At 72.4% G+C, this 19,987-nt stretch carries 20 protein-coding genes and 1 tRNA gene; 4 read left to right on the top strand and 17 right to left on the bottom strand.

Features of this window, described 5'->3' with window-relative positions; translation table 11 throughout:
- Positions 1–23 precede the first annotated feature (23 nt).
- Complete coding sequence (locus ABD295_RS18455; RefSeq protein WP_344305279.1) at positions 24–1,550, top strand: hypothetical protein; 1,527 nt, start codon at positions 24–26, stop codon at positions 1,548–1,550.
- A 12-nt stretch (positions 1,551–1,562) separates the two neighbouring features.
- Here the strand turns inward: ABD295_RS18455 and ABD295_RS18460 are convergent, their stop codons facing one another.
- From ABD295_RS18460 to ABD295_RS18485, 6 genes are all read right to left on the bottom strand, one after another.
- Complete coding sequence (locus ABD295_RS18460) at positions 1,563–2,156, bottom strand: hypothetical protein (RefSeq protein ID WP_344305280.1); 594 nt, start codon at positions 2,154–2,156, stop codon at positions 1,563–1,565.
- Positions 2,157–2,256: 100 nt separating this feature from the next.
- Complete coding sequence (locus ABD295_RS18465) at positions 2,257–2,421, bottom strand: hypothetical protein (protein ID WP_344305281.1); 165 nt, start codon at positions 2,419–2,421, stop codon at positions 2,257–2,259.
- 179 nt (positions 2,422–2,600) lie between these two features.
- Positions 2,601–2,786 (bottom strand): hypothetical protein, encoded by a 186-nt coding sequence (locus ABD295_RS18470; RefSeq protein ID WP_344305282.1) that lies wholly within the window; start codon positions 2,784–2,786, stop codon positions 2,601–2,603.
- 38 nt (positions 2,787–2,824) lie between these two features.
- Complete coding sequence (locus ABD295_RS18475; protein WP_344305283.1) at positions 2,825–3,439, bottom strand: hypothetical protein; 615 nt, start codon at positions 3,437–3,439, stop codon at positions 2,825–2,827.
- A gap of 45 nt (positions 3,440–3,484) precedes the next feature.
- Positions 3,485–4,633, bottom strand: coding sequence for a class I SAM-dependent methyltransferase (locus ABD295_RS18480; RefSeq protein ID WP_344305284.1), 1,149 nt, complete (start codon positions 4,631–4,633; stop codon positions 3,485–3,487).
- Between the two features lie 190 nt (positions 4,634–4,823).
- The gene (locus tag ABD295_RS18485; RefSeq protein WP_344305285.1) at positions 4,824–7,661 is read right to left on the bottom strand and encodes an AAA family ATPase; all 2,838 of its coding nucleotides are present in this window, start codon (positions 7,659–7,661) and stop codon (positions 4,824–4,826) included.
- Positions 7,662–7,790: 129 nt separating this feature from the next.
- On the opposite strand from ABD295_RS18485, the gene ABD295_RS18490 reads away from it, so the two are divergent.
- Both ABD295_RS18490 and ABD295_RS18495 read left to right on the top strand, forming a co-directional pair.
- Positions 7,791–10,325 carry an FAD-dependent oxidoreductase gene (locus tag ABD295_RS18490; protein ID WP_344305286.1) on the top strand — a complete coding sequence of 845 codons (2,535 nt, stop codon included), beginning with the start codon at positions 7,791–7,793 and terminating at the stop codon, positions 10,323–10,325.
- Between the two features lie 76 nt (positions 10,326–10,401).
- Positions 10,402–10,644, top strand: coding sequence for a hypothetical protein (locus ABD295_RS18495; protein ID WP_344305287.1), 243 nt, complete (start codon positions 10,402–10,404; stop codon positions 10,642–10,644).
- Between the two features lie 59 nt (positions 10,645–10,703).
- Here the strand turns inward: ABD295_RS18495 and ABD295_RS18500 are convergent.
- The 3 genes from ABD295_RS18500 to ABD295_RS18510 all read right to left on the bottom strand — a co-directional run bounded on the left by ABD295_RS18500 (position 10,704) and on the right by ABD295_RS18510 (position 11,788).
- Positions 10,704–10,793: transfer RNA gene (locus ABD295_RS18500), tRNA-Ser, on the bottom strand.
- Between the two features lie 10 nt (positions 10,794–10,803).
- Positions 10,804–11,268 carry a tRNA adenosine(34) deaminase TadA gene (tadA, locus tag ABD295_RS18505; RefSeq protein WP_344305288.1) on the bottom strand — a complete coding sequence of 155 codons (465 nt, stop codon included), beginning with the start codon at positions 11,266–11,268 and terminating at the stop codon, positions 10,804–10,806.
- Between the two features lie 7 nt (positions 11,269–11,275).
- Positions 11,276–11,788 carry a tRNA adenosine deaminase-associated protein gene (locus ABD295_RS18510; protein ID WP_344305289.1) on the bottom strand — a complete coding sequence of 171 codons (513 nt, stop codon included), beginning with the start codon at positions 11,786–11,788 and terminating at the stop codon, positions 11,276–11,278.
- A gap of 80 nt (positions 11,789–11,868) precedes the next feature.
- On the opposite strand from ABD295_RS18510, the gene upp reads away from it, so the two are divergent.
- Entirely contained in the window at positions 11,869–12,507 is a 639-nt protein-coding gene (gene upp / locus ABD295_RS18515) for a uracil phosphoribosyltransferase (protein ID WP_344305290.1), read from the top strand.
- A gap of 33 nt (positions 12,508–12,540) precedes the next feature.
- Here the strand turns inward: upp and ABD295_RS18520 are convergent, their stop codons facing one another.
- The 8 genes from ABD295_RS18520 to ABD295_RS18555 all read right to left on the bottom strand — a co-directional run bounded on the left by ABD295_RS18520 (position 12,541) and on the right by ABD295_RS18555 (position 19,949).
- Positions 12,541–13,923 carry an NAD(P)(+) transhydrogenase (Re/Si-specific) subunit beta gene (locus tag ABD295_RS18520; RefSeq protein ID WP_344305291.1) on the bottom strand — a complete coding sequence of 461 codons (1,383 nt, stop codon included), beginning with the start codon at positions 13,921–13,923 and terminating at the stop codon, positions 12,541–12,543.
- Positions 13,920–14,234: an NAD(P) transhydrogenase subunit alpha part 2 gene (locus tag ABD295_RS18525; protein ID WP_344305292.1), complete on the bottom strand. Its 315-nt coding sequence runs from the start codon at positions 14,232–14,234 to the stop codon at positions 13,920–13,922. The genes ABD295_RS18520 and ABD295_RS18525 overlap by 4 nt, the downstream gene beginning before the upstream one ends.
- Positions 14,231–15,370: an NAD(P) transhydrogenase subunit alpha gene (locus tag ABD295_RS18530; RefSeq protein WP_344305293.1), complete on the bottom strand. Its 1,140-nt coding sequence runs from the start codon at positions 15,368–15,370 to the stop codon at positions 14,231–14,233. Before ABD295_RS18530 ends, ABD295_RS18525 begins: the two co-directional genes overlap by 4 nt.
- 80 nt (positions 15,371–15,450) lie before the next feature.
- Positions 15,451–16,551 carry an alpha/beta fold hydrolase gene (locus tag ABD295_RS18535; RefSeq protein WP_344305294.1) on the bottom strand — a complete coding sequence of 367 codons (1,101 nt, stop codon included), beginning with the start codon at positions 16,549–16,551 and terminating at the stop codon, positions 15,451–15,453.
- A gap of 35 nt (positions 16,552–16,586) precedes the next feature.
- Positions 16,587–17,705 (bottom strand): SAM-dependent methyltransferase, encoded by a 1,119-nt coding sequence (locus tag ABD295_RS18540; protein ID WP_344305295.1) that lies wholly within the window; start codon positions 17,703–17,705, stop codon positions 16,587–16,589.
- A 64-nt stretch (positions 17,706–17,769) separates the two neighbouring features.
- Entirely contained in the window at positions 17,770–18,546 is a 777-nt protein-coding gene (locus ABD295_RS18545; protein WP_344305296.1) for a hypothetical protein, read from the bottom strand.
- Positions 18,547–18,634: 88 nt separating this feature from the next.
- The gene (gene thpR / locus ABD295_RS18550) at positions 18,635–19,201 is read right to left on the bottom strand and encodes an RNA 2',3'-cyclic phosphodiesterase (protein ID WP_344305474.1); all 567 of its coding nucleotides are present in this window, start codon (positions 19,199–19,201) and stop codon (positions 18,635–18,637) included.
- A 16-nt stretch (positions 19,202–19,217) separates the two neighbouring features.
- Positions 19,218–19,949: a VIT1/CCC1 transporter family protein gene (locus ABD295_RS18555; RefSeq protein ID WP_425574125.1), complete on the bottom strand. Its 732-nt coding sequence runs from the start codon at positions 19,947–19,949 to the stop codon at positions 19,218–19,220.
- Positions 19,950–19,987 lie beyond the last annotated feature (38 nt).

A 19,987-nucleotide genomic window follows, 5' to 3' on the forward strand; every position in this document is an offset into this window, starting at 1 on the left:
GCGACCCACGTAGCGTCGGGGCCGTGTCCGCACTCCAGCGGGTCAGGCAGCTGTTCGGCCGGGTGCCGGACCACCCTTGGGTGGTCCTCGCCCTCGTCGTGGGCGGTGTCGTCGCGCTTCGCGCCCCCGGTGCCGGAGGTCTGGCCTATCCCGACGAGGGCGGGCTGTTGCTGGTGGCCGACCAGCTCCACGACGGACCTCAGCTCTACGGGCGCCTCTTCGTGGACCGCCCACCCGGCCTGGTGGCGGTGTACGCCGTCGGCAACCTGCTCGGCGGGATCGAGGCGGTCCGCTGGATCGGCATCGTGCTCGTGGTCGTGCTCGTCGGGGCCGCGTCCCTGCTGGGCCGGCTCGTCGGGTCGCGCCAGGCCGGGATCTGGACCGGGATCGCGGCCGCGGCGCTGGCGTGCAATCCGCTGCTGGGCACGAGGTCGATCAACGCCGAGCTGGTGGGAGCGCCGCTGACCGTGCTCGGCGTCCTCGTCACCGTCGCCGCCGTACGCCGCCCGCCGGGCTGGTCGCGAGCGCTCCTGCTCGTCCTGGCCGGGCTGCTCGGGAGCGCGGCCCTGATGGTGAAGCAGAACCTCGCCGACACCGTGGTGTTCGGGACCGTGCTGCTCGCGGTGCTCGGGCTGACCCGCGCCTGGCCCGCGCGCCAGGTGCTGACGGCGTACGCCTGGGCAGCGCTCGGGCTCGCTGTTCCCTGGTTGGTGACGGCTGCCTGGGTCGTCATCGACGGTCCCGGCCTGCGGGTGCTGTGGGACACGCTGTACGCCTTCCGGGTGACGGCATCGGCGGTGATCGCCGACCAGGACGCGAGCGCGCCGACGCGACGGCTGCTGACCTTGCCGTTCCTCGGGCTGGTGAGCGGGCTGCTGATGATCGTCGGAGTCGGCTCCTGGAGGTTGCGCCGACGACTCGCGGCGCGCGACCCCGTGGTCGTCGCGGGTCTGGCGATGCTGGCGGCCGAGGTCGCCGGGGTGCTGCTGGGCGGCAGCTATTGGTCGCACTACCTGGTCGGCCTGCTGCCGGGTGCGGTGCTCTGGATGGCCCTGCTGGTCAACGGTCCTCGCGGTCGGGTCCGCGTGCTCGTGGCCACCGTCGGGGTCGCGCTCGGGTCGACGCTCGTGTCGTCAGCGGTCGCGGTCATCCCCGCCACGCCCGGCGACCGCTCCGACGAGGCCGCCCTGGTGGCCTGGCTGGACAGCGCCGCGCGCCCCGGCGACACCGGCGCGGTCACGTGGGGACACCCGCAGCTGCTGGAGGCCAGCGGCCTGCTGCCTCGGTCGCCGCTGATCTGGAGCCTGCCGCAGCGCACCCTCGACCCCGACCTGCACCGCTTCAAGAAGATGCTGTCGGGACGTCGCGCCCCGACGTGGGTGCTGGTCTGGAACCCCGTCGACAGCTGGGACCTCGACGTCGGCGGCAAGGCCACGCTCACGCTGATCGCGCACTACCGCTTCATCCGCTACGTGTGCGACGTGGGCGTCTACGTGCGGCGCGACGTGGTTCGGGTGCTCCCGCCGATGCCGACACGCTGCGTCGACTGATCGCCGGCGGCGTCAGCCCGCCAGCACGAGGTCGACGGCACGCACGTGGTCGTCCTCGTCGACGTAGAGACGCACGGCGGCGTACGACGAGCAGTCGCCGCCGCCCCCGCGGGTGATGGTGACGCCGCGCAGGCCGGCCAGGTCGGCCGGCAGGTCCTGCTGCTCCACGCAGGGCGCGCCCGGCGGCTCCTCGGTGAAGGCCGGCCGGCGACCCAGGTCGTCCACCGCATCGAGAGCCGAGAACGGACAGGCCCGGTCGGCGTACCCACCCGGCGGGCAGAGCTGCCAACGGCTGCGCAGACGCAGGTCTCCGAAGGCGAGCCGGCGCTGGTGGTGGCCTCTGACGTAGAGGTCGACCGGACCGCCGCTCGGCGGCAGCGGCCGCGCACCCTCGGCGAAGTCGACGAACAGGCCGGCGATCCGGGCCAGGTCCTCCGGGGCGTCGGTCGTGGTCACGGCCGGGGTGTCGGCGCCGGGCGGCGGGGAGCTGGAGGAGTCGTCGGGACGGCTGGGTGAGCCGTCCCCGAGGAGGGCTTGCGGCAGCATGATGAGCAGAGCGACCAGACCGGCGACGACGACCGCCGCTCCCCCGCGGATGAGGTCCATGCCTGGCAAGACGTACGAGCGGCCCAGCTGGTTGCCTCATCGGGCGCGTCGCTACCGGATCGAGACCTGAGCAAGCAGCGCAGGTGGCATCGAGGCCCGGCTACCGGCGGAAGGCGACGTCCTCGTCGAAGGCCGCACGCATCCGCAGGTCGGTGCGCGGATCGGCGGGAGCACAGCAGGACTGCAGCGTCACCCGGCCCAGCAGCGAACCGGCCACCAGGGCCACGACCGGGAGCACCACCAGCACGGCGATCACGTACTGCACGTGGCCAGTGTGCACGCGATCGGCCCCGAGCGCGAGGACTCGTCACCAGTTGGGCGGGCAGGCGGCGTACGCCCCGATGCGCCTGTCGGGCGGACGCGAAGGAGCCGGAGCCCCCCGGTAAGAGGTCTCCGGCTCCCCGGTCTGCGCGCCGTCCCCCCGGACCGGCGCGAAGACCGGCCCTACTCGACGATCGCCTGGCGGACCAGGTCGAGCCCGTCGACGACCCGCGGCGGCTCGATGTGTCCCGGCGTGTGGACCGGGTCATCTGCCGGAGCGGGACCGGCGGTTGCCGTGCCGCAGGCGGTGGCGGCGATGACCAGCAGGACGCCGGCCGCGGCGGTCTTCAGTGTGGTGATGGTGTTCATGAGCTGGTTCCCCCGTTGGTTGATACGTGCGGTCGAGATCAGTTGTTGGCGCAGACGGCCCAGCCGAAGATGCCCATCTGAGAGCTCCCGGTGTTCTTGGCCTCGACCCACCAGCCGATCCCGCCGTCCATGGGCGCGGACTCGCGGATGCTGAGGTTGGCCGGGACCTGGCTGGAGATGCCGCCACCCAGGACCTTCTTGTCCCCCGGACAGGCGACCGCCCACGCTGCGGCCGAGCCGCCCTGGACGGTCTCGCCGGCGACGACGTACTCGAGGCCGCTGACGCCGCCGACCGGGCCCTGCGGACCCTGCGGACCCTGCGGGCCCTGCGGGCCCTGGGCACCCGGCGCGCCCGTGGCTCCCGTCGCACCCTTGGGACCAGCAGGCCCCTGTGCGCCCTCGGGACCCTCGGGACCCGCCGGGCCGCGAGGACCGGCGATCGAGCCCGAGAAGTCGTCCTTGGTGAGCGAGCCGTTGCGGACGTCCTTGCCCGTGATCGACTCGTTCTTGATCTGTTTGCCGGTGAGGAGCTGGGCGGCCGCCTCGGCTCCGGCCGTGGCGGTGCTGCCGACGACGAGCGCCGCGGCGATCATCAGGACCGTGCGGACGCGCGGCCCGTTCATCGGCAGCTTCTTGGTGCTGTTGAGCTTCATTGGTGGTCTCCCCCGTGGTGGTGGTGCTGGATGGGTGGTGGTCGGTCAGCGGCGGTTCGCCGTGACGATGCGGTACTCCCAGTCGAGGACGACACCGTCGCCGTCCTCCGTGGACCGGTCGTAGCCCTCGGCGAGCGCGATCAGGTCGGCTCGCAGCGCGGCCCGGCCCACCTCGTCGAGACGGCCGGCGGCGGCGTACGTCGGGCCGTAGTAGGTGAGGAACAGGTCGGCGAAGCCCGCGGCCGAGCCGAAGCGCTGCGTCACGGTCGCGGTGACCGACGCGACGTCGGTGACGTCGTCCCCCAGCAGCTCGGCGACGACGGTCTCTGTGCCCCACCGGGTGGCGGGCATCGCACCGGCCGGCGGCGCGACGTGCTGGCCGACGGTCTTGAGGATCGCGCCGACGAAGCCCTCAGGCGTCCAGCTGGCCAGGCCGATGCGGCCTCCGGACCGGGTGACCCGGACCAGCTCCTGGGCGGCCTGAGCGTGGTCGGCGGCGAACATGACGCCGATCGCGGAGAGCACGACGTCGAACGACCCGTCGGCGTACGGCAGGTTCTCGGCGTCGGCCTCGTCGAAGCCGATCTCGAGGTCCTCGGCCTCGGCCCGGCGGCGCGCGATGTCGAGCAGCCCCGGCACGTAGTCCATGCCGGTCGCGACGGCGGCGCGCCGTGCGGCGGCGAGGGCCACGTGACCGGTCCCGGTCGCGACGTCGAGGACGCGCTGCCCGGGAGCGATGCCGACGTGGTCGACCAGGTGCTCGGAGACCGGCACGGTGATCGCGGCGATCTTGTTGTAGTCGCCGCTGCTCCAGACCTTCTGCTGCTTGTCGCGGAGCTCGAGGTACGAAGCCGTGTTGGTGGTGATCGTCATGGTGGTGCCTTTCGTGGTGCCTCGTGTGGTGTGCGTCGACCCGAGCGGGAGGACGCGTCGGTGTGGTGTGGAGACCGCGACGGAGATGTGCTCCTGCCGGACCCCGGCCAGGCGCATCGCCTCCGCGACGTGCTCGGCCGAGGCGGCCTCGACGAGCAGGAAGCACGTGTCGTCCTCGGGCACGAAGATCGACCGCACGCACTCCACCGGCCGGCCCTGGCGGGTCAGCTCGGTGCAGGCGCTCTCCGCCCGGGCAGCGGACTGCTGCGCGGCGGCACGGTCACCCTGGGCGACGTAGAGCTCGACGAGGTACTCGGTCATGGCTCAACGTTCGGGCCCGGGACTGGGTCGTCGAAACTACGGACGACCCGAGGATCCGACCCCGGCGACCCCAGGATCCGGGACGCCCACGGCGACAACAACCACGCAATTGTGCGGATGTTGCCGCTCACGAGTCCCGTGGCCGACAACAACCGCGCAATTGAACGGATGTGGCCTCACGGGTCGCGGCTCAGGCTCCGTCGAGCTCCTGGAGGGCGGCGGCGAGCTGGGGCCGGCCCCGGATGCCGAGCTTGGCGTAGGTGTTGCGGAGGTGGAACTCCACGGTGTTGACGGTCACGACCAGCGTGCGGGCGATCTGCTTGTTGGCCAGGCCTTCGACGGCGAGGTCGGCGACCCGGCGCTCGGTGGGGGTGAGGCCGCCCTCGGCGGCCGGACGCCGGGCGCCGGAGCGCTCGAGCTCGGCACGCACGTCGGCGACCCAGCCCGGAGAGCCGAGCCTCTCGAAGGCTGCCGCGGCGCGCTCGAGGGTGTCGCGGGCGGCGCCCCACTTCTTGGCGCGCCGCTGGGCCCGCCCGAGAGCGAGCAGCGTGCGCGCCTCGTCGAAGCACAGCCCGAGGGCCTGGTACGCCGCCGCGGCCTCGACCAGGGCGGCGGCGTGCTCGTCGGCGTACCCGTCGGCGTGGATCGCGACCAGCGCCGCCGACCGCTGGGCTCCCACCCGCGCCCACGGGTGGTCCTGGTCCTCCGCGAGCTCGGCCAGCTGGGCGACGACGGCCGAGGCGGCGTCGTACGACCCCAGCTCGAGCAGCGCCTCGACCAGGTCGGGGGCGACCGGGAACGCGCCCGGATCGAGCACGCCCTCACGCTGGTTGTGCTCCCACACGGTGGTGAGCCGACGCGCCGCCTCCTCGGGGTCCTTCGCGAGCAGCGCCGTGACCCCGAGGGCGCGGGACGCCTCGAGCCGGTCCCAGCCGACGCCCTGCTCCTCGGCCTGGGAGTCCGCCCGGCCGCCCCAGAGGAGCGCGTCCTCGACGTCGCCGCGGCCCATGGCCAGCAGCGCCCGGCAGCGCTCGTACATCGGCCAGTGCAGCAGGTCGTCGTCGGTGGACGCAGCCCACTCGATCATCAGCCGCTCCACGGCAGGCCAGTCTCCGGCGCGCAGCTCCAGCTCGACGAGGTGCAGGCGGGCGAGCGCGTGCGGGGACGGCTCGCCCCACAGCTCGGTGCGCTCCATGAACGCCTCGAGGAACGCGCGCCCCTGCTCGATCTCCCCGCGCCAGACGCGGCGTTGCCCGGCCACGCGCTGGGGGTAGCGCGCGAGGTAGCCCCGGTGGCCCGCCAGCTCCTCGAACCTCTCGACCAGGTGGTCGACCGGCTGGCCGCGCAGCGCCTGGGTCCAGGACCGCGTGTAGAGCGCCAGCCGCTGGTCCTCGGCGTCGCCGTCCTCGCTGTCGGCGACGGCCTCGGCTGCGAGCCGGTCGGACTCGGCGATGTCGCGCACCTGGATGACCGCGACGTTCTCGGCGAGGAACGACTGCGCCCGTCCGCGGCAGGGCTGGATGTCCCCGGCCTCCTCGAGGGCCTTGGCGTGCAGCGCGGTGATCTCGGCGTTGCCGTTCACGACGCCACCAGTGAGGAGGTGGTAGCCGAGCACCCGGGACCCACCGGCCGGGAGCGACGCCACGCGCGGGCCGAGCAGGTCGGTCAGCCGCTGCTTCTCGCCCGCGTCGTGGAGGTGCCGGCTCACCGTGAGCAGCCGGTCGTACGCCGGCACGTCGGGCGGCGTGAGCCGCCACGCGTGCGAGGCGAGGTCGACGCCGAGCCGAGTAGCGCCACGCGCCGCCGCCTGCTCGGCGGCGCTCTCGATGCGGGCGGCCAGCTCCTCGTCGGGCTCCTCGGTGGCCAGGGCGAGGTGCAGGGCCGCGAGCTCCTCGTCGGCGACCAGCTCGGCCAAGCGACGGTGCAGGCCGCGCTTCTCCTCGTCGGACGCCCGGCGAACGGCCACCTCGGCGAGCAGCGGGTGCGAGGCGCGGACCTTCTCCCCGTCGACGGCGACCACGCCGGCCTCGATCGCGCGGTCCAGCAGCTCGGGGCCGGCCAGCTCGCGCAGCTGGGTCACCCGCACGTCGGCGCCCAGCGCCAGGGCCAGGAGCACGCGGCGTACGTCGTCGTCGAGGTCGGCGACCCGGAGGCCGAGCAGGTCCTCGACCTCGTCGGGGAGCGGGATCTCGTCGCCGAACGACTGCTCAGGCACCGACTGGGGACCGCGCCGCACCAGGCTGCGGCCCACCTCGAGCGCGAAGAGCGGGTTGCCGGCAGTCACGTCGTAGACGCGACGCAGCACGTGGTGGGGCAGGCGCAGACCGAGCCGCGTCGCCAGCAGCTGGCGGGTAGCGCCGAGGCTGAGCGTGCCGACGGCCACGTGCGCGAGCCGCTCGATCGGGATCGCCCGCTCGACGTCGGGCCGCCGCCCGGGACGGCGCGCCAGCAGGAATACGACGGGCTCGGCGACCAGCCGCTTCGCGGCGTACACGAGCGCTTCGCCGGAGCCGAGGTCGAGCCACTGGAGGTCGTCGACCGCGACCACCACCGGGCCCGCGGCGGCGAGCGCGCGCAGCGCCGACAGGACGGCGAGGGAGATGACCTGCGGTTCCGGCGGGGCGCCGGTGGGCTCGGCACGGTAGAGCGCCACCTCGAGGGCTCTCAGCTGCGGGGCCGGGATGCTCGCGAGCTGCTCGCTGGTCACCCCGTCGAAGAGGTCGATCAGGCCCGCGAACGGGAACTCCGCCTCGGCTCCGCTGCCGCGCGCCACGAGGACGCGGAAGCCGCGCTCCCTCGCGCTCGCGACGCCGTGGTCAAGGAGGCTGGTCTTGCCGACCCCCGGCGGGCCCTCGAGCACCAGCGCGGCCGCCGGCGGGACGCTCCCGAGGAGCACCTCGATGGCCTCGCTCTCGGCCTCCCGTGCGACCAGGCCGGTTCGGGTCCCGTTGTGAGCACCGGCGGAGCCGCCGGTGTCGGCCCACGACGCAGCGATGGGCGCTTCAGCGTCCATGGTCGCCCGTGCCATGCAGGGATGTTCGCAGCGTTCGGGGCTCCCCGTCTCTAGGGTTTTCAGCGTATCGCCACGCCTCAGTCGCCGGGAATGATGCCTTGGAAACGATTGAATGACTGTTCAATCAGTGGCATCCTGCCTTCCATGTCGCTCGATGCCGCCGCCATCAACCCCTCAGCCGCCAAGGCCGGAACCTCCGAGTCGGCGGGGTCCGCGTCGACGGGCGACCTGCCCGACCGCGCGCAGTACGTCGTCGTGGGCGGCGGAGTCGTCGGCACGTCGATCGCCTACCACCTCGCCATGCTGGGGGCGACGGACGTGGTGCTGCTCGAGCGCAAGCAGCTGACCTCCGGCACCACCTGGCACGCCGCCGGCGAGATCGTGTCCGGAGGCACCACGGAGGACGCGCTCTGGATGGCCCGGTACTCCGCCGAGCTCTACGCCCGCCTGGAGGCGGAGACCGGCCTGGCCACCGGCTTCCGCCAGTGCGGCTACCTCCAGCTCGCCACCACCCAGCGCGCCGACGAGAGCCTGCGCCGCGAGACGGCGTACATGCGCTCGGTCGGGATGACGAAGGAGGTGCTCTCGCCGCGCGAGGTCGCCGACCTGGTGCCGCTCATGCGCACCGACGACATCGTGCACGGCTTCTGGACCCCCGACGAGGGTCGCGCCAACCCGGTCGACGTGACGATGTCGATGGCCAAGGGCGCGCGGATGCGCGGCGCGCGGATCTTCGAGGACACCGAGGTCACCGACTTCCTCCTCGAGGGTCGTCGTGTCGTCAGGGTTCGTACGCCGCGCGGCGACATCGCCTGCGAGAAGGTCGTCATCGCCGCGGGCCTGTGGGGCCGCGAGCTGGCCGCCAAGGCCGGCGTCACCGTGCCCCTCCAGGCCGCCGAGCACTACTACCTGCTCACCGAGCCGATCGAGGGCGTCACGCCCGAGTCGGTGCCGGTGATCGAGGACGGCGAGGCCTACGGCTACTACCGCGAGGAGGGTGGCGGCCTGCTGGTCGGGATGTTCGAGCCGGTCGGCAAGGCGTGGGCCCTCGACGGCGTCCCGCGCGACAGCGCGTTCGCGGTGCTGCCCCCCGACTGGGACCGGATGGCGCCGTTCCTCGAGGTCGCGATGAAGCGCTTCCCGGCGCTCGAGAACGCCGGCATCCGCACGCTCTTCTGCGGACCCGAGAGCTTCACCGACGACCTCTCGCCGATGCTGGGCGAGTCGCCCGAGGTGGACGGCCTCTACTTGTCCTGCGGCCTCAACTCGGTCGGCATCCTGTCCGGCGGCGGGCTCGGCCACATGATGGCGCAGTGGCTCATCGAGGAGCACCCGCCCCTCGACCTCACCGGGTTCGGGGTCGACCGCACCCACGAGTTCCAGGCCACCCGGCTGTTCCGCGAGCAGCGCACGGTCGAGCGGCTCGGCTTCCTGCTCAACGACCTGTCCTGGCCGAACGCCCAGAACACGCGCGGACGCGACGTACGCCGGTCGCCGTACCACGCCCACCACGTCGCCGACGGCGCGCACTTCGTGGCCACCAGCGGGTGGGAGTACCCCGACTACTTCGCCGGCGCCGGGGTGGAGCCCACGGTCGAGTGGGGCTTCGAGCGCGGCGAGGCCTTCGAGCGCACCCGCGAGGAGCACCTGCACGCCCGCGACAACCTGGCGATCTTCGACCTGTCGCTGATGTCGCACCACCTGGTGCAGGGCCCGCACTCGATGGCCGTGCTCAACCGCGTCTGCGCCAACAACGTCGACACCCCGGTCGGCCGGATCGTCTACACGCAGTGGCTCGACGAGCGCGGCGGCATCATCGCCGACGTCACGGTCACCAGGCTGGCCGAGGACGAGTACGTCGTCGTCAGCGGCGACAACATCCACCGCCGCGTGCCGGCGTGGATCCGCCGCCAGACCCGCGACGACGAGTTCGTCGTGGTCACCGACGTGACCGGCGCCTACTCCCTGCTGTCGGTCCAGGGGCCGCGCTCGCGGGAGGTGCTGCAGGCGCTGAGCCCGGACGACTTCTCGGACGAGGCGTTCCCCTACCTCTCCGCACGCAAGGTCGAGCTCGGCTACACGCCCCTGTGGGCGCTGCGGGTGACGTACGTCGGCGAGCTGGGCTGGGACCTGCTCGTGCCCACGGAGTTCGGCGCGACGCTCTACGACCAGCTGCGCGACTCCGCTGCGTCGGTCACCGGCACCTTCCGGCCGACCGGTGTCGGCGCGCTCGACACGATGCGGCTGGAGAAGGCGTTCCGCGACATGGGCCACGACATCGACTCGACCGACACCCCGCTCGAGGCGGGTCTCGGCTTCGCCGTCGCGTGGGACAAGCCCGGCGGCTTCGTCGGTCGTGACGCGCTGCTCAAGCAGAAGGAGTCCGGCCCGCTGACCAGCCGCCTGGTCAACGTGCTGCTCGGCTCGCCCGACTTCGACCTGATCGGCGACGAGCCGATCTACTGGGACGGCCAGCCCGTCGGCGTCGTCCGCAGTGGTGCCTTCGGCCACTCCCTCGGCGCCGCCGTCGGCATCGCCGACGTCAGCCGGGACGAGGGCTTCACCGCCGCCGACCTGGCCGCGGGCTCCTTCGAGATCGACGTCGCCGGCACCCGTGTCCCGACGCAGGTCTCGCTCAGGCCGTTCTTCGACCCGGAGCGGTCCCGCATCCTGCGCTGAGCGTGACGACGGTGATGGTCGAAGATCACACGTCATGGCTCTTGGATCGTTCCAATTTCTTGGTCAGACTGGTGACATGCGCCTGATCGACGAGCTCGACACCCTGCACGCCTCCTACGTCCGCGCCATCAACGTCGCCGTTGCCGACGACGACCTGGCCCGCGCCGAGCGCCTGGCCGAGGAGTACGACCACGACGCCATCCAGCTGATCGCCGAGCGCGAGGGCAAGACGCACCTGCTGCCGATCCGCCGCCCCCAGCTCGCCGACTCGTCGCTGCGTCGACTCGTGCGGAGCCTGCGCGCCGGCCGCGCCGCCTGACCACGGACCCGCTCCTGAGACGCCAAGACGCCGACGACCCTCAGGTCCCCGGCGTCCCGTGGCGGTGACGGAGGGATTTGAACCCTCGGTGGACTTGCGCCCACAAACGCTTTCGAGGCGTTCTCCTTAGGCCGCTCGGACACGTCACCGCCGGTGAGGCTACCGGAGCCGATGGGTGGCGAAGAAATCGTCTAGCAGGGCCGAGGTCTCCTCGGCGAGCACACCGGGGACCACCTCGGGCCGGTGGTTGAGGCGGCGGTCGCGCACCACGTCCCAGAGGCTGCCGACCGCGCCGGCCTTGGCGTCGTACGCGCCGAAGACCAGGCGCTCGACCCGGGCGAGGACGATCGCGCCGGCGCACATCGTGCACGGCTCGAGCGTGACCACCAGGGTGCAGCCGTCGAGGCGCCACTCGCCGCGGGACGCCGCGGCGGCGCGCAGGGCGACGACCTCCGCGTGGCCCGTGGGGTCGCCGGCGGCCTCCCGGATGTTGCGGCCGGTGCCGATCACCGAACCGTCCGCGTCGAGGACGACGGCGCCGATCGGCACGTCGTCGGTGTCGAGGGCGCCGCGCGCCTCGTCGAGGGCGGCCCGCATCGGCGCCTCCCAGTCCCTCTGGTTCATGCAGCCGTCATGCAGACGTCAGTCCGACCGCCTCGTCGAACATCTCGCCGAAGCCGAGCCGCCGGGCGACGTCCGAGAGCACCTCGTCCGGGAACGCCTCGTCGTCGTCGAGCAGCTCGCCCATCTCGTCGGCGTGCAGCCCGAGGTCGCCGAGGATGTCGAGGTCGCCGGCCGGCACCTGGTCGTCGTCCTCCTCGGGGTAGGGCAGGCCCAGCTGCTCGACGGCCGACCGAGCGATCTCCCACTCGTCGGCGGCGGTGACGTCGGAGAGGAGGATGCGCACGTTGGCGCCCGCGACCCGCACGATCAGGAAGAAGTCCTCGTCGACCGCCACCAGCGCGAGTGCGCCGACCTCCCCGGGAAAGCGTCGTAGAGCTGTCGTCAGGGCCTCGACGTCCTCGGCCAGCGAGTGCGCGATCTCGCGCACCTGCCACTGGCCGTCCTCGCGGTAAGCGGCCAGCGCGAAGTCGATCCCCTCGATGTCATCGGGGGTTCCGGCGGTCCCGCTCGGGGTGGGCACGTCCCCAGGGTGGCACGGGGCGCAGGCAACGCCAACCCTGTTAGCCCGAGGCGATGGCCAGGGCTACTAGGGTGCGGCCCATGCGCACGCTCGTCGTCGACCACCCGCTCGTCGCCCACAAGCTCACCGCCCTGCGCGACGAGAACACCGATTCGCCGACGTTCCGTCGGCTCGCCGACCAGCTCGTGACCCTGCTGGCGTACGAAGCCACCCGCGACGTCCGGGTCGCGCCGTTCGACATCGTGACACCCGTCGCCCCGACCACCGGCGTGAAGCTCTCGGAGCCGCGACCGCTCGTCGTCCCGATCCTGCGCGCCGGGTTGGGCATGCTCGAGGGCATGATGCGGCTGCTGCCGACTGCCGAGGTGGGCTTCCTCGGCATGGTCCGCGACGAGGAGACGCTCAAGGCGTCGACGTACGCCGAGCGCCTGCCCGACGACCTGTCGGGCCGCCAGTGCTACGTGCTCGACCCGATGCTCGCCACCGGTGGCACGCTCGCCGCCGCGATCCGCTTCCTCGTCGACCGCGGCGCAGACGACATCACCGCGATCTGCCTGCTCGCCGCCCCCGAGGGCTGCGACCGCCTCGAAAAGGGCCTCGAGGGCATCGACGTGCCCGTCACCATCGTCACCGCGGCCATGGACGAGAAGCTCAACGACAAGGGCTACATCGTGCCCGGGCTCGGCGACGCGGGCGACCGCCTCTACGGCATCGTCTGAGGGCCGCCGAGAAGGGTCCGTCAAGTCGGCGTGCTAGAGGGCCTTGACCGCCGAGAGCAGCTTGTTCATCGAGTCCTTGGCGTCGCCGAAGAGGAGCTGGGTGCGCTCGTCGAAGAGCAGCTCGTTCTCGATGCCGGCGAAGCCGGGGCGCATGGAGCGCTTCATGAAGATCACGGACTTGGCCTGGTCGGCGTTGAGGATCGGCATGCCGTAGATCGGGGCACCCGGACTCGTCTTGGCGGCCGGGTTGACGACGTCGTTGGCGCCGACGACGAGGACCACGTCGGCGTCCTTGAACTCGCCGTTGATCTCGTCCATCTCCTTGAGCTCCTCGTAGGGCACCTGGGCCTCCGCGAGCAGCACGTTCATGTGGCCGGGCATCCGGCCGGCGACGGGGTGGATCGCGTAGTCGACGAGACCGCCGCGCTCGTTGAGCAGGTCGACGAGCTCGCGCAGCGCGTGCTGGGCCTGGGCGACCGCGAGGCCGTAACCGGGCACGATGATCACACGGTCGGCGTACGCCAGCATGATGGCCGCGTCCTCGGGGGTGGCCGAACGGACCGGGCGGTCGGAGGCCTCGCCGCCGCCGAGCGTCGAACCGCCCTTGAGGGCGCCGAACAGGATGTTGGCGACCGAGCGCCCCATGGCCGAGGCCATCAGCAACGTGAGGAACGTGCCGGACGCGCCGACGAGCGTGCCGGCCACGAGCAGCAGCGTGTTGGACAGCACGTAGCCGCCGGCGGCGACGGTCAGGCCGGTGAAGGCGTTGAGCAGCGAGATGACGATGGGGACGTCGGCGCCGCCGACGGGCAGCACGAGCAGCACGCCGACCAGCAGGCCGACCAGGCCGATCGCGATGCCGAGACCGACCGTGGGATCACGCACGACCAGGACGCTCAGCACCACCACGGCGATCAGGGAGCCGCCGAAGGCCACCGGGAAGCCCGGGAAGGTGACCGGGCGCGAGGTCATCAGGTCCTGCAGCTTGGCGAAGGTGATCGCGGAGCCAGCGAAGGAGATGGCACCGACCGCGATCGTGAACGCGGTCGCGACCAGGTTGAACGTCGGGGCGCCGGCCCCGATCTCGTCCAGCTCGAGGAGGGCGACCAGCGAGGCGGCGCCACCGCCGACACCGTTGAAGAGCGCCACCATCTGCGGCATCTGGGTCATCTGCACGCGTCGCGCGCCGACGACGCCGGCCACCGTGCCGACCGCGATCGCGGCCAGCATCGGGACGACGTTCTGCAGGTCCTCGAGGTAGAAGAACGGAAGCGCACACGCGACCACGGCAGCCGCGGCGCCGATGAGGTTGCCCGCGCGCGCCGTCTTGGGTCCCGACAGCCCCTTGAGAGCGAGGATGAACGCGACCGCGCAGATGAGGTAGATCAGCTGCGCCCAGGTGGGGATGGAGCTCACGCGGCTGCTCCGTCCTGGTTCACGGGCTTGGCGGGAGCCTTGCGGCGGGTGAACATCTGCAGCATCCGGTCGGTCACCACGAAGCCGCCGACCATGTTGACGGTCGCGAGCACGATCGCGATCAAACCGACGACCAGCGCGATGCCGTCGGCGTGGGCGGTGACGATGATCGCGCCCAGCAGGATCACGCCGTGGATGGCGTTGGCGCCGGACATCAGCGGTGTGTGCAACGTCGAGGAGACCTTGGAGATCACCTCGATGCCGACGAACACGCTGAGCACGAACACGGTCAGCCAGGCGATCTCGTTCACGCGGAGGTCTCCGATCCTTCAAGCGCTTCACGTGTGGGCGCGTGCCGGATCTCCCCGGCGTGGGTGACGCAGGAGCCGGCGACGATCTCGTCGTCGAAGTCGGGGGCGAAGAGCGGTTCGCCCTCCTTGGCCGTCATCAGCGTCAGGATGTTGACGATGTTCTGCGCATAGAGGCGGGACGCCGGGCCGGGCATCTGCGACGGCACGTTGCGCCCGCCCCAGACCTGGGCGTGGCCGATCCGGACGACCTCGCCCGCCACCGAGCCTTCGACGTTGCCCCCGGTCTCGGCGGCCAGGTCGACCACGACCGAGCCCGGCCGCATCTGCTCCACCATCGCCGAGGTCACCAGCATCGGCGCCTGCCGGCCGGGGACGGCAGCCGTGGTGATCAGCCCGTCGGCAGCGGCGATGTGCGGGGCGAGCAGGTCGCGCTGCCGGGCCGCGCGGTCCTCCGTCATCTCACGGGCGTAGCCGCCGGCGCCCTCGAGCGTCTCGAGCTCGAGGTCGATCGCCTTGGCGCCCATCGAGCGGATCTCCTCGGCGGCCGCCGCGCGGACGTCGTACGCCGACACGACCGCGCCGAGCCGCCGAGCCGTCGCGATCGCCTGCAGCCCGGCGACACCCGCGCCGAGCACCACGACCTTCGCGGGCTGGATGGTGCCGGCGGCGGTCATGTTCTGCGGGAAGAACCGGCGCAGCATGCCCGCCGCGACGATGGCGCAGCGGTAGCCCGCGACCAGCGCCTGCGAGGACAGCGCGTCCATCGACTGGGCCCGGCTGATGCGCGGCACCAGCTCCATCGCGAACGACGTGACGCCGGTGTCGCGCAGGTCGGCGACCAGTCCCAGCTCGGTCGAGACCGGCAGGAACGACACCGTCGCCGTGCCCTGCTTGAGCAGGCGGATCGTCGCGATGTCGAGCGGCTGCACCGAGACGACCACGTCGGCGGACGACAGGTCATCCTCGATGATGGCGCCCGACTCGACGTACTCCTCGTCGGAGCTCAGCGACCCCACGCCCGCACCCGGCTGGACGGCCACCTCGTAGCCGAGCCCGGTCAGCTTGCCCACCAGCTCGGGCACCAGCGCGACGCGCATCTCTCCGTCACGTGTCTCTCTCGCGACTGCGATCCTCACGGTGGGCAACCTATGCCACATGACCGACCACTGGGCGACTGACCTGCGGGGAATGGCCGATCAGCCGATCGCGCGCAGGCCTACAACAGGTCGTGATCGACGGCCCAGGCTGCTGCGGCCGCCCTGGACGTCACCCCGAGCCGGCTGCGGATGTTGGCCACGTGGCGGTGCACGGTGTGCGCGCTGATCACCAGCTCCGCGGCGATCTCGGCGTCCGTGCGGCCGGCGGCGACCAGGCGCAGCACCTCGCGCTCGCGGGCGGAGAGGGTCGGGTCGAGGGCGGTACGTCGCGGCGGCTGCGCCGCCGGCGCCCGGCCCGCGAGGAAGGTCTCGACCGCGTCGACCACGGCACCGCTGTCGCCTCGCCAGGGGAAGTGCTCGTCGCCCACGAGCTCGACGAAGGTCGCCCGCCGGATCCGCTCCGCCAGGTCGCGCCCGAGCGCGAAGGGGATCGCGCCGTCGTGGCGCCGGTGCAGCACCAAGGTCGGGGCGGAGACCGCTGCGACGGCGTCGGAAGCATCGAGCGCGTAGACCGCCCGCAGCGCCGCGACCGCGCCCTCCCGCGACGCAGACCGTCGCTGGAACGCCGCGAAGGCCTGCCGGTCGCGCGCATTGGCGCTCGGCATGAAGACCTCGCTGAGCACCCGCGATCCCAGACCCCAGTGCTGCCCAACCAGGGCCAGCATCGACTCCCGGGCGGCCGGGGCGGCGATGTCGACGCCGCGCACGTAGCCGCCATAGAGGATGAGGCGGTCGACCCGGTCGGGCTCGCGGGCGGCGTACGTCGTGGCGACGGGACATCCGGAAGAGGCGCCGAACAGGTGCACCCGCTCCCCCGGCCGCGCGGCCTCCCCGACGACCCCGGCCAGCACGGCGACCTCCTCGTCGCGGTCGGCAGGCGCCGGTCCCCGGTCGGAGAGCCCCGCCCCGGGACGGTCGTAGCGGACCACGCGCGTCGTGCGCGCGAGGCGGCGTACGAACGCACGGAAGGCGGGGTCGGCCCAGTCGAGCTCGAGATGGCTCGACCACCAGCCGCCGATGACGAGCAACGGACCCGAACCGACCGAGGACCAGGCCACGGACCGGCCGCCGATGTCGGCGTGCCGGACGACCTGGTCCTCGGCAGAGTCCCCAAGGGTGTCCCCGGAGGTGTTCTCGGGTGCGTCCTCCAGCGCAGGCACCCTCGCGAGTCTAGGGACCTCGATCGCGAGTGGGCTCACTTCCCGACCGAGTAGAAGCGCCACATCGGGTGCTCCAGCGCGGGCAGGTGCTCGGCGCCGGCGAAGCCGGCCTCGCGCACCCAGCGCTGCAGGGTGCCGACCCGCAGGACGGTGCCGTTGACGACGCGATCCGACTCGGCCCACGTCGCGGGCAGGCAGTGCAGCACGCTCATCGCGTACTGGCTGCGTTCCACGCGCTCGGCCGGAGAGGGCATCGCGTCCTCCTGCACGTGGTCGGCGACCAGGACCGCACCGCCGTCGGCGAGCAGGTCGTGGAAGCCGGTCAGCGCGGCGATCGGCTCCCCCATGTCGTGCAGGGCCTCGAACACCGTCACGAGGACGACGTCGTCCCCGGCGACCCGCCGGAGCAGATCGGTGTCCGCGGCGTTGCCGTGCAACACCTGGATCCGTGCCGAGAGCCCGGCGGCCTCGACGTGGCGACGTGCGATCTCGGCGGACTCCTCGTCGAGGTCGATCGCGACGACGCGAGCGTTCGGGAAGGCGGTGGCCAGGGCGATGGACGACCAGCCCTCGCCGCAACCTGCGTCGACGATCACGCCGCCACGGTCGAGGCGATCGGCCAGGCCGGCGCTCTCGACCCAGCTGCGCGCCAGGTGCAGGTACGCCGGCTTGTTCGTCGCCGACAGGCCGAACCGCAGCTCGTCGCCGAACTCGCCGTAGTCGACGCCCGTGCCAGCGGTGTACGCCTCGGCCACGGCCGGCAGCGTCTGCGCGACGCCGAGCAGCAGCGAGCCGAGCGCCCCGACGAAGGCGAGGCTGTCGTGGTCCGCCAGGACCGCGACGCGGGCGGGCGACAGCACGAAGGTGCGCTCGCCGGTCCGGAAGTCGGTCTCGACGACGTCGACGAAGCCGGCGGCAGCCTGCTGGTCGAGCCACTCCTCGGCGTACCGTCGCGCGATGCCGGCCTTCGCCGCGAGGGTGTCCGCCGAGAGCGGGCCGGTCGCGACGATGTCGTAGAGGCCGAGCCGACGGCCGAGCTCGACGGTCAGGACCTCGACGGCTCCGGTGAACTGGTCGGAGATCCTCGTCGCGAGGAGGACGGCGCGCTGCTCGTCGGTCAGCTCGGCTGTCTGGTTGGTCTGGGTGATGCTCATGATGCTGCTTCTCTTCCTTGGTTCGTGACGGTTGTCGACGGTTTCGATGGTTGGTGCTGCTGCCTCAGCCCCAGCGCCCGGCGATCCGGGCGAGGCGCTGGTGCTTCACCTCGACCCAGACCGCGTGGGCGGACGCGACGACCGCGCCGTCCTCGTCGAGCAGGGCCGAGGAGGTCTTGTGGGAGCGGTGGCCGGACCCGAGGGTCCAACCGACCGCGATGAGGGGCTCGCCCACGGCGATCTCGCGCCTGCGGTGGGCGGCGATCGAGCCGAGCAGGGCGATCCTGCCCTCGTCGAGCAGGTGCGCGGGATAGCTGACGCAGTCGAGTGCGCCCCACACCGACGCAGGTGTGGCTAGGCCGTCGACCGAGAACCACGAGGGCGGGTCGTAGGGGGCCGCCAGGATGCCCGGGTGGCCGGCGAGCGGACCCGGCGTGACGCGCAGCCCGCCGACGCGCTCAGGTCCGCAGACGACGCAGTCCGACAGGGTGTGCCGAACGCCGCGGAACGGGTGGTTCCGTCTGGCCTCCTCGGCCTGCGCGTACGTCGGGCGGGCGGGCGGCTCCACCACGAACGGACCGCTCCGCTCGACGGTCGCGACGGTCTCGAGGCCGTCCATGACGGCGTACCAGTCCGGCGTCCACCCGACGCCGAAGCGCGTCGCCAGCGGAACCGGACGCCGCAGCGTCACCTTCGCGGTGCCGCCGGTGAGGACGGCGAACGTGCCCGCCGCGAAGCCGCCGTTGGCGGCCTTGCGGGGGCCGTTCATCGTGATGTCGAGCGCCAGACCGGGCTGGGTCGCGACGCCGGTCGACTTGTTCGGGACAGTGGTCGTGGTCATGCCCCAAGTGCAGCGTCAGCAAGCCCTCTGCCACATCGCCGGAACCGGCCAACCGCGATGGCCGGATCCGGCCACTCGGGGGTCGGGCTCAGTCGAGACGGGACATCGGGAAGGTCTCGACCACTTCGTAGCGCGGTCGCTTGCGCGGACCCTCACCGAGGTACGACGCCACCAGCGCGAGCTCGCGCGCCTGCCAGGTGGGTCCGGCGTACGCATCGAGGACCTCGACCCACTCGGTCACCCCGGTCGGCCGGCCCATGCGCGCGACCGTGAGGTGGGGCCGGAACCGCTGGCCGTCGACGTCGATGCCGGCCTTGCTCGCGGCTGCCCTCGCCCCCGTCGCCGCCCTGTCGAGCTCGGTGCGCGCGACGTCGTCGAGCTCGAGACCGGCCCAGAGGACGCGCGCCTTCGCGACGTTCGGAAAGGCGCCGCCGCCCGCGATGCGGGTGGGGAAGGCGTGCCGCTTGCGGGCCGCCCGCGTCAGGCGCTCGACCAGGTCGTCGAGCTGCCGGTCCTCGACCTGCTCGAGGAAGGCGAGAGTGACGTGGATCTGCTCCCGGAGGGTCCACCGGAACGCGGCGGCATCTCGTCGTACTGACAAGAAGTCGTCGAGGTGCTCCAGCGCCTCCTCAGGAGGCACGACCGCCACGAACATGCGCACGGCCCGGACGCTACAGAGTCGTCCCCACGACGGAGCCGATGCCGTAGGTGATCGCCATGGCCAGCAGGCCACCCGCCACGTTGCGTACGACGGCGCGCTGGGCGCCGCCGTACCCGAACTTCGCGCTCGCCCAGCCCGTCAGCGCCAGCGCGAGGGCCACGGCGACGACGGTGACGCCGATCCGCAGACCGACCGGCACCAGCACGATCATCAGCAGCGGCAGCAGCGCGCCGACGGTGAACGACAGCATCGATGCCCACGCCGCGGTCCAGGGGTTGGTGAGGTCGTCGGGGTCGATGCCGAGCTCGGCCTCGGCGTGGGCGCGCAGGGCATCGTGCTCGGTGAGCTCGCGGGCGACCTGGAGCGCGAGGTTCTCGCTCAGGCCCTTGTCGCGGTAGATGCCCGCCAGCTCGGCGAGCTCCTCCTCCGGGTCCTCGCGCAGCTCGCGTCGCTCCTTCTCAAGGAGGGCCTGCTCGGAGTCGCGCTGGGTGGAGACGGAGACGTACTCGCCGGCCGCCATGCTCAACGCACCCGCCGCGAGCCCGGCGACGCCGGCCAGCAGGATCGTGCCGCGCTCGCTGGTCGCCGCCGCCACGCCCATCACGATGCCGGCGGTCGAGACGATTCCGTCGTTGGCGCCGAGCACGCCGGCACGCAACCAGTTGAGCCGATTGTTGATCCCGTCCTCGTGCGGTTCGTCGGCGTGCGGGCCGATGTCTGCAACTTCAGGCTCGACGCTCACAACCCCATGTTTCCTTGGGCTTTCGGCTCACGCAACGA

It is taken from the genome of Nocardioides bigeumensis (genome assembly GCF_039531755.1).
GTDB lineage: Bacteria > Actinomycetota > Actinomycetes > Propionibacteriales > Nocardioidaceae > Nocardioides > Nocardioides bigeumensis.

Coding starts and splice junctions, on each gene's coding strand:
- ABD295_RS18460 (WP_344305280.1), bottom strand. CDS start 2,156: ATGGACCTCATCCGCGGGGGAGCGGCGGTCGTCGTCGCCGGTCTGGTC.
- ABD295_RS18470 (WP_344305282.1), bottom strand. CDS start 2,786: ATGAACACCATCACCACACTGAAGACCGCCGCGGCCGGCGTCCTGCTG.
- ABD295_RS18475 (WP_344305283.1), bottom strand. CDS start 3,439: ATGAAGCTCAACAGCACCAAGAAGCTGCCGATGAACGGGCCGCGCGTC.
- ABD295_RS18480 (WP_344305284.1), bottom strand. CDS start 4,633: ATGACCGAGTACCTCGTCGAGCTCTACGTCGCCCAGGGTGACCGTGCC.
- ABD295_RS18485 (WP_344305285.1), bottom strand. CDS start 7,661: ATGGCACGGGCGACCATGGACGCTGAAGCGCCCATCGCTGCGTCGTGG.
- ABD295_RS18490 (WP_344305286.1), top strand. CDS start 7,791: ATGTCGCTCGATGCCGCCGCCATCAACCCCTCAGCCGCCAAGGCCGGA.
- ABD295_RS18495 (WP_344305287.1), top strand. CDS start 10,402: ATGCGCCTGATCGACGAGCTCGACACCCTGCACGCCTCCTACGTCCGC.
- tadA (WP_344305288.1), bottom strand. CDS start 11,268: ATGAACCAGAGGGACTGGGAGGCGCCGATGCGGGCCGCCCTCGACGAG.
- upp (WP_344305290.1), top strand. CDS start 11,869: ATGCGCACGCTCGTCGTCGACCACCCGCTCGTCGCCCACAAGCTCACC.
- ABD295_RS18540 (WP_344305295.1), bottom strand. CDS start 17,705: ATGAGCATCACCCAGACCAACCAGACAGCCGAGCTGACCGACGAGCAG.
- ABD295_RS18545 (WP_344305296.1), bottom strand. CDS start 18,546: ATGACCACGACCACTGTCCCGAACAAGTCGACCGGCGTCGCGACCCAG.
- thpR (WP_344305474.1), bottom strand. CDS start 19,201: ATGTTCGTGGCGGTCGTGCCTCCTGAGGAGGCGCTGGAGCACCTCGAC.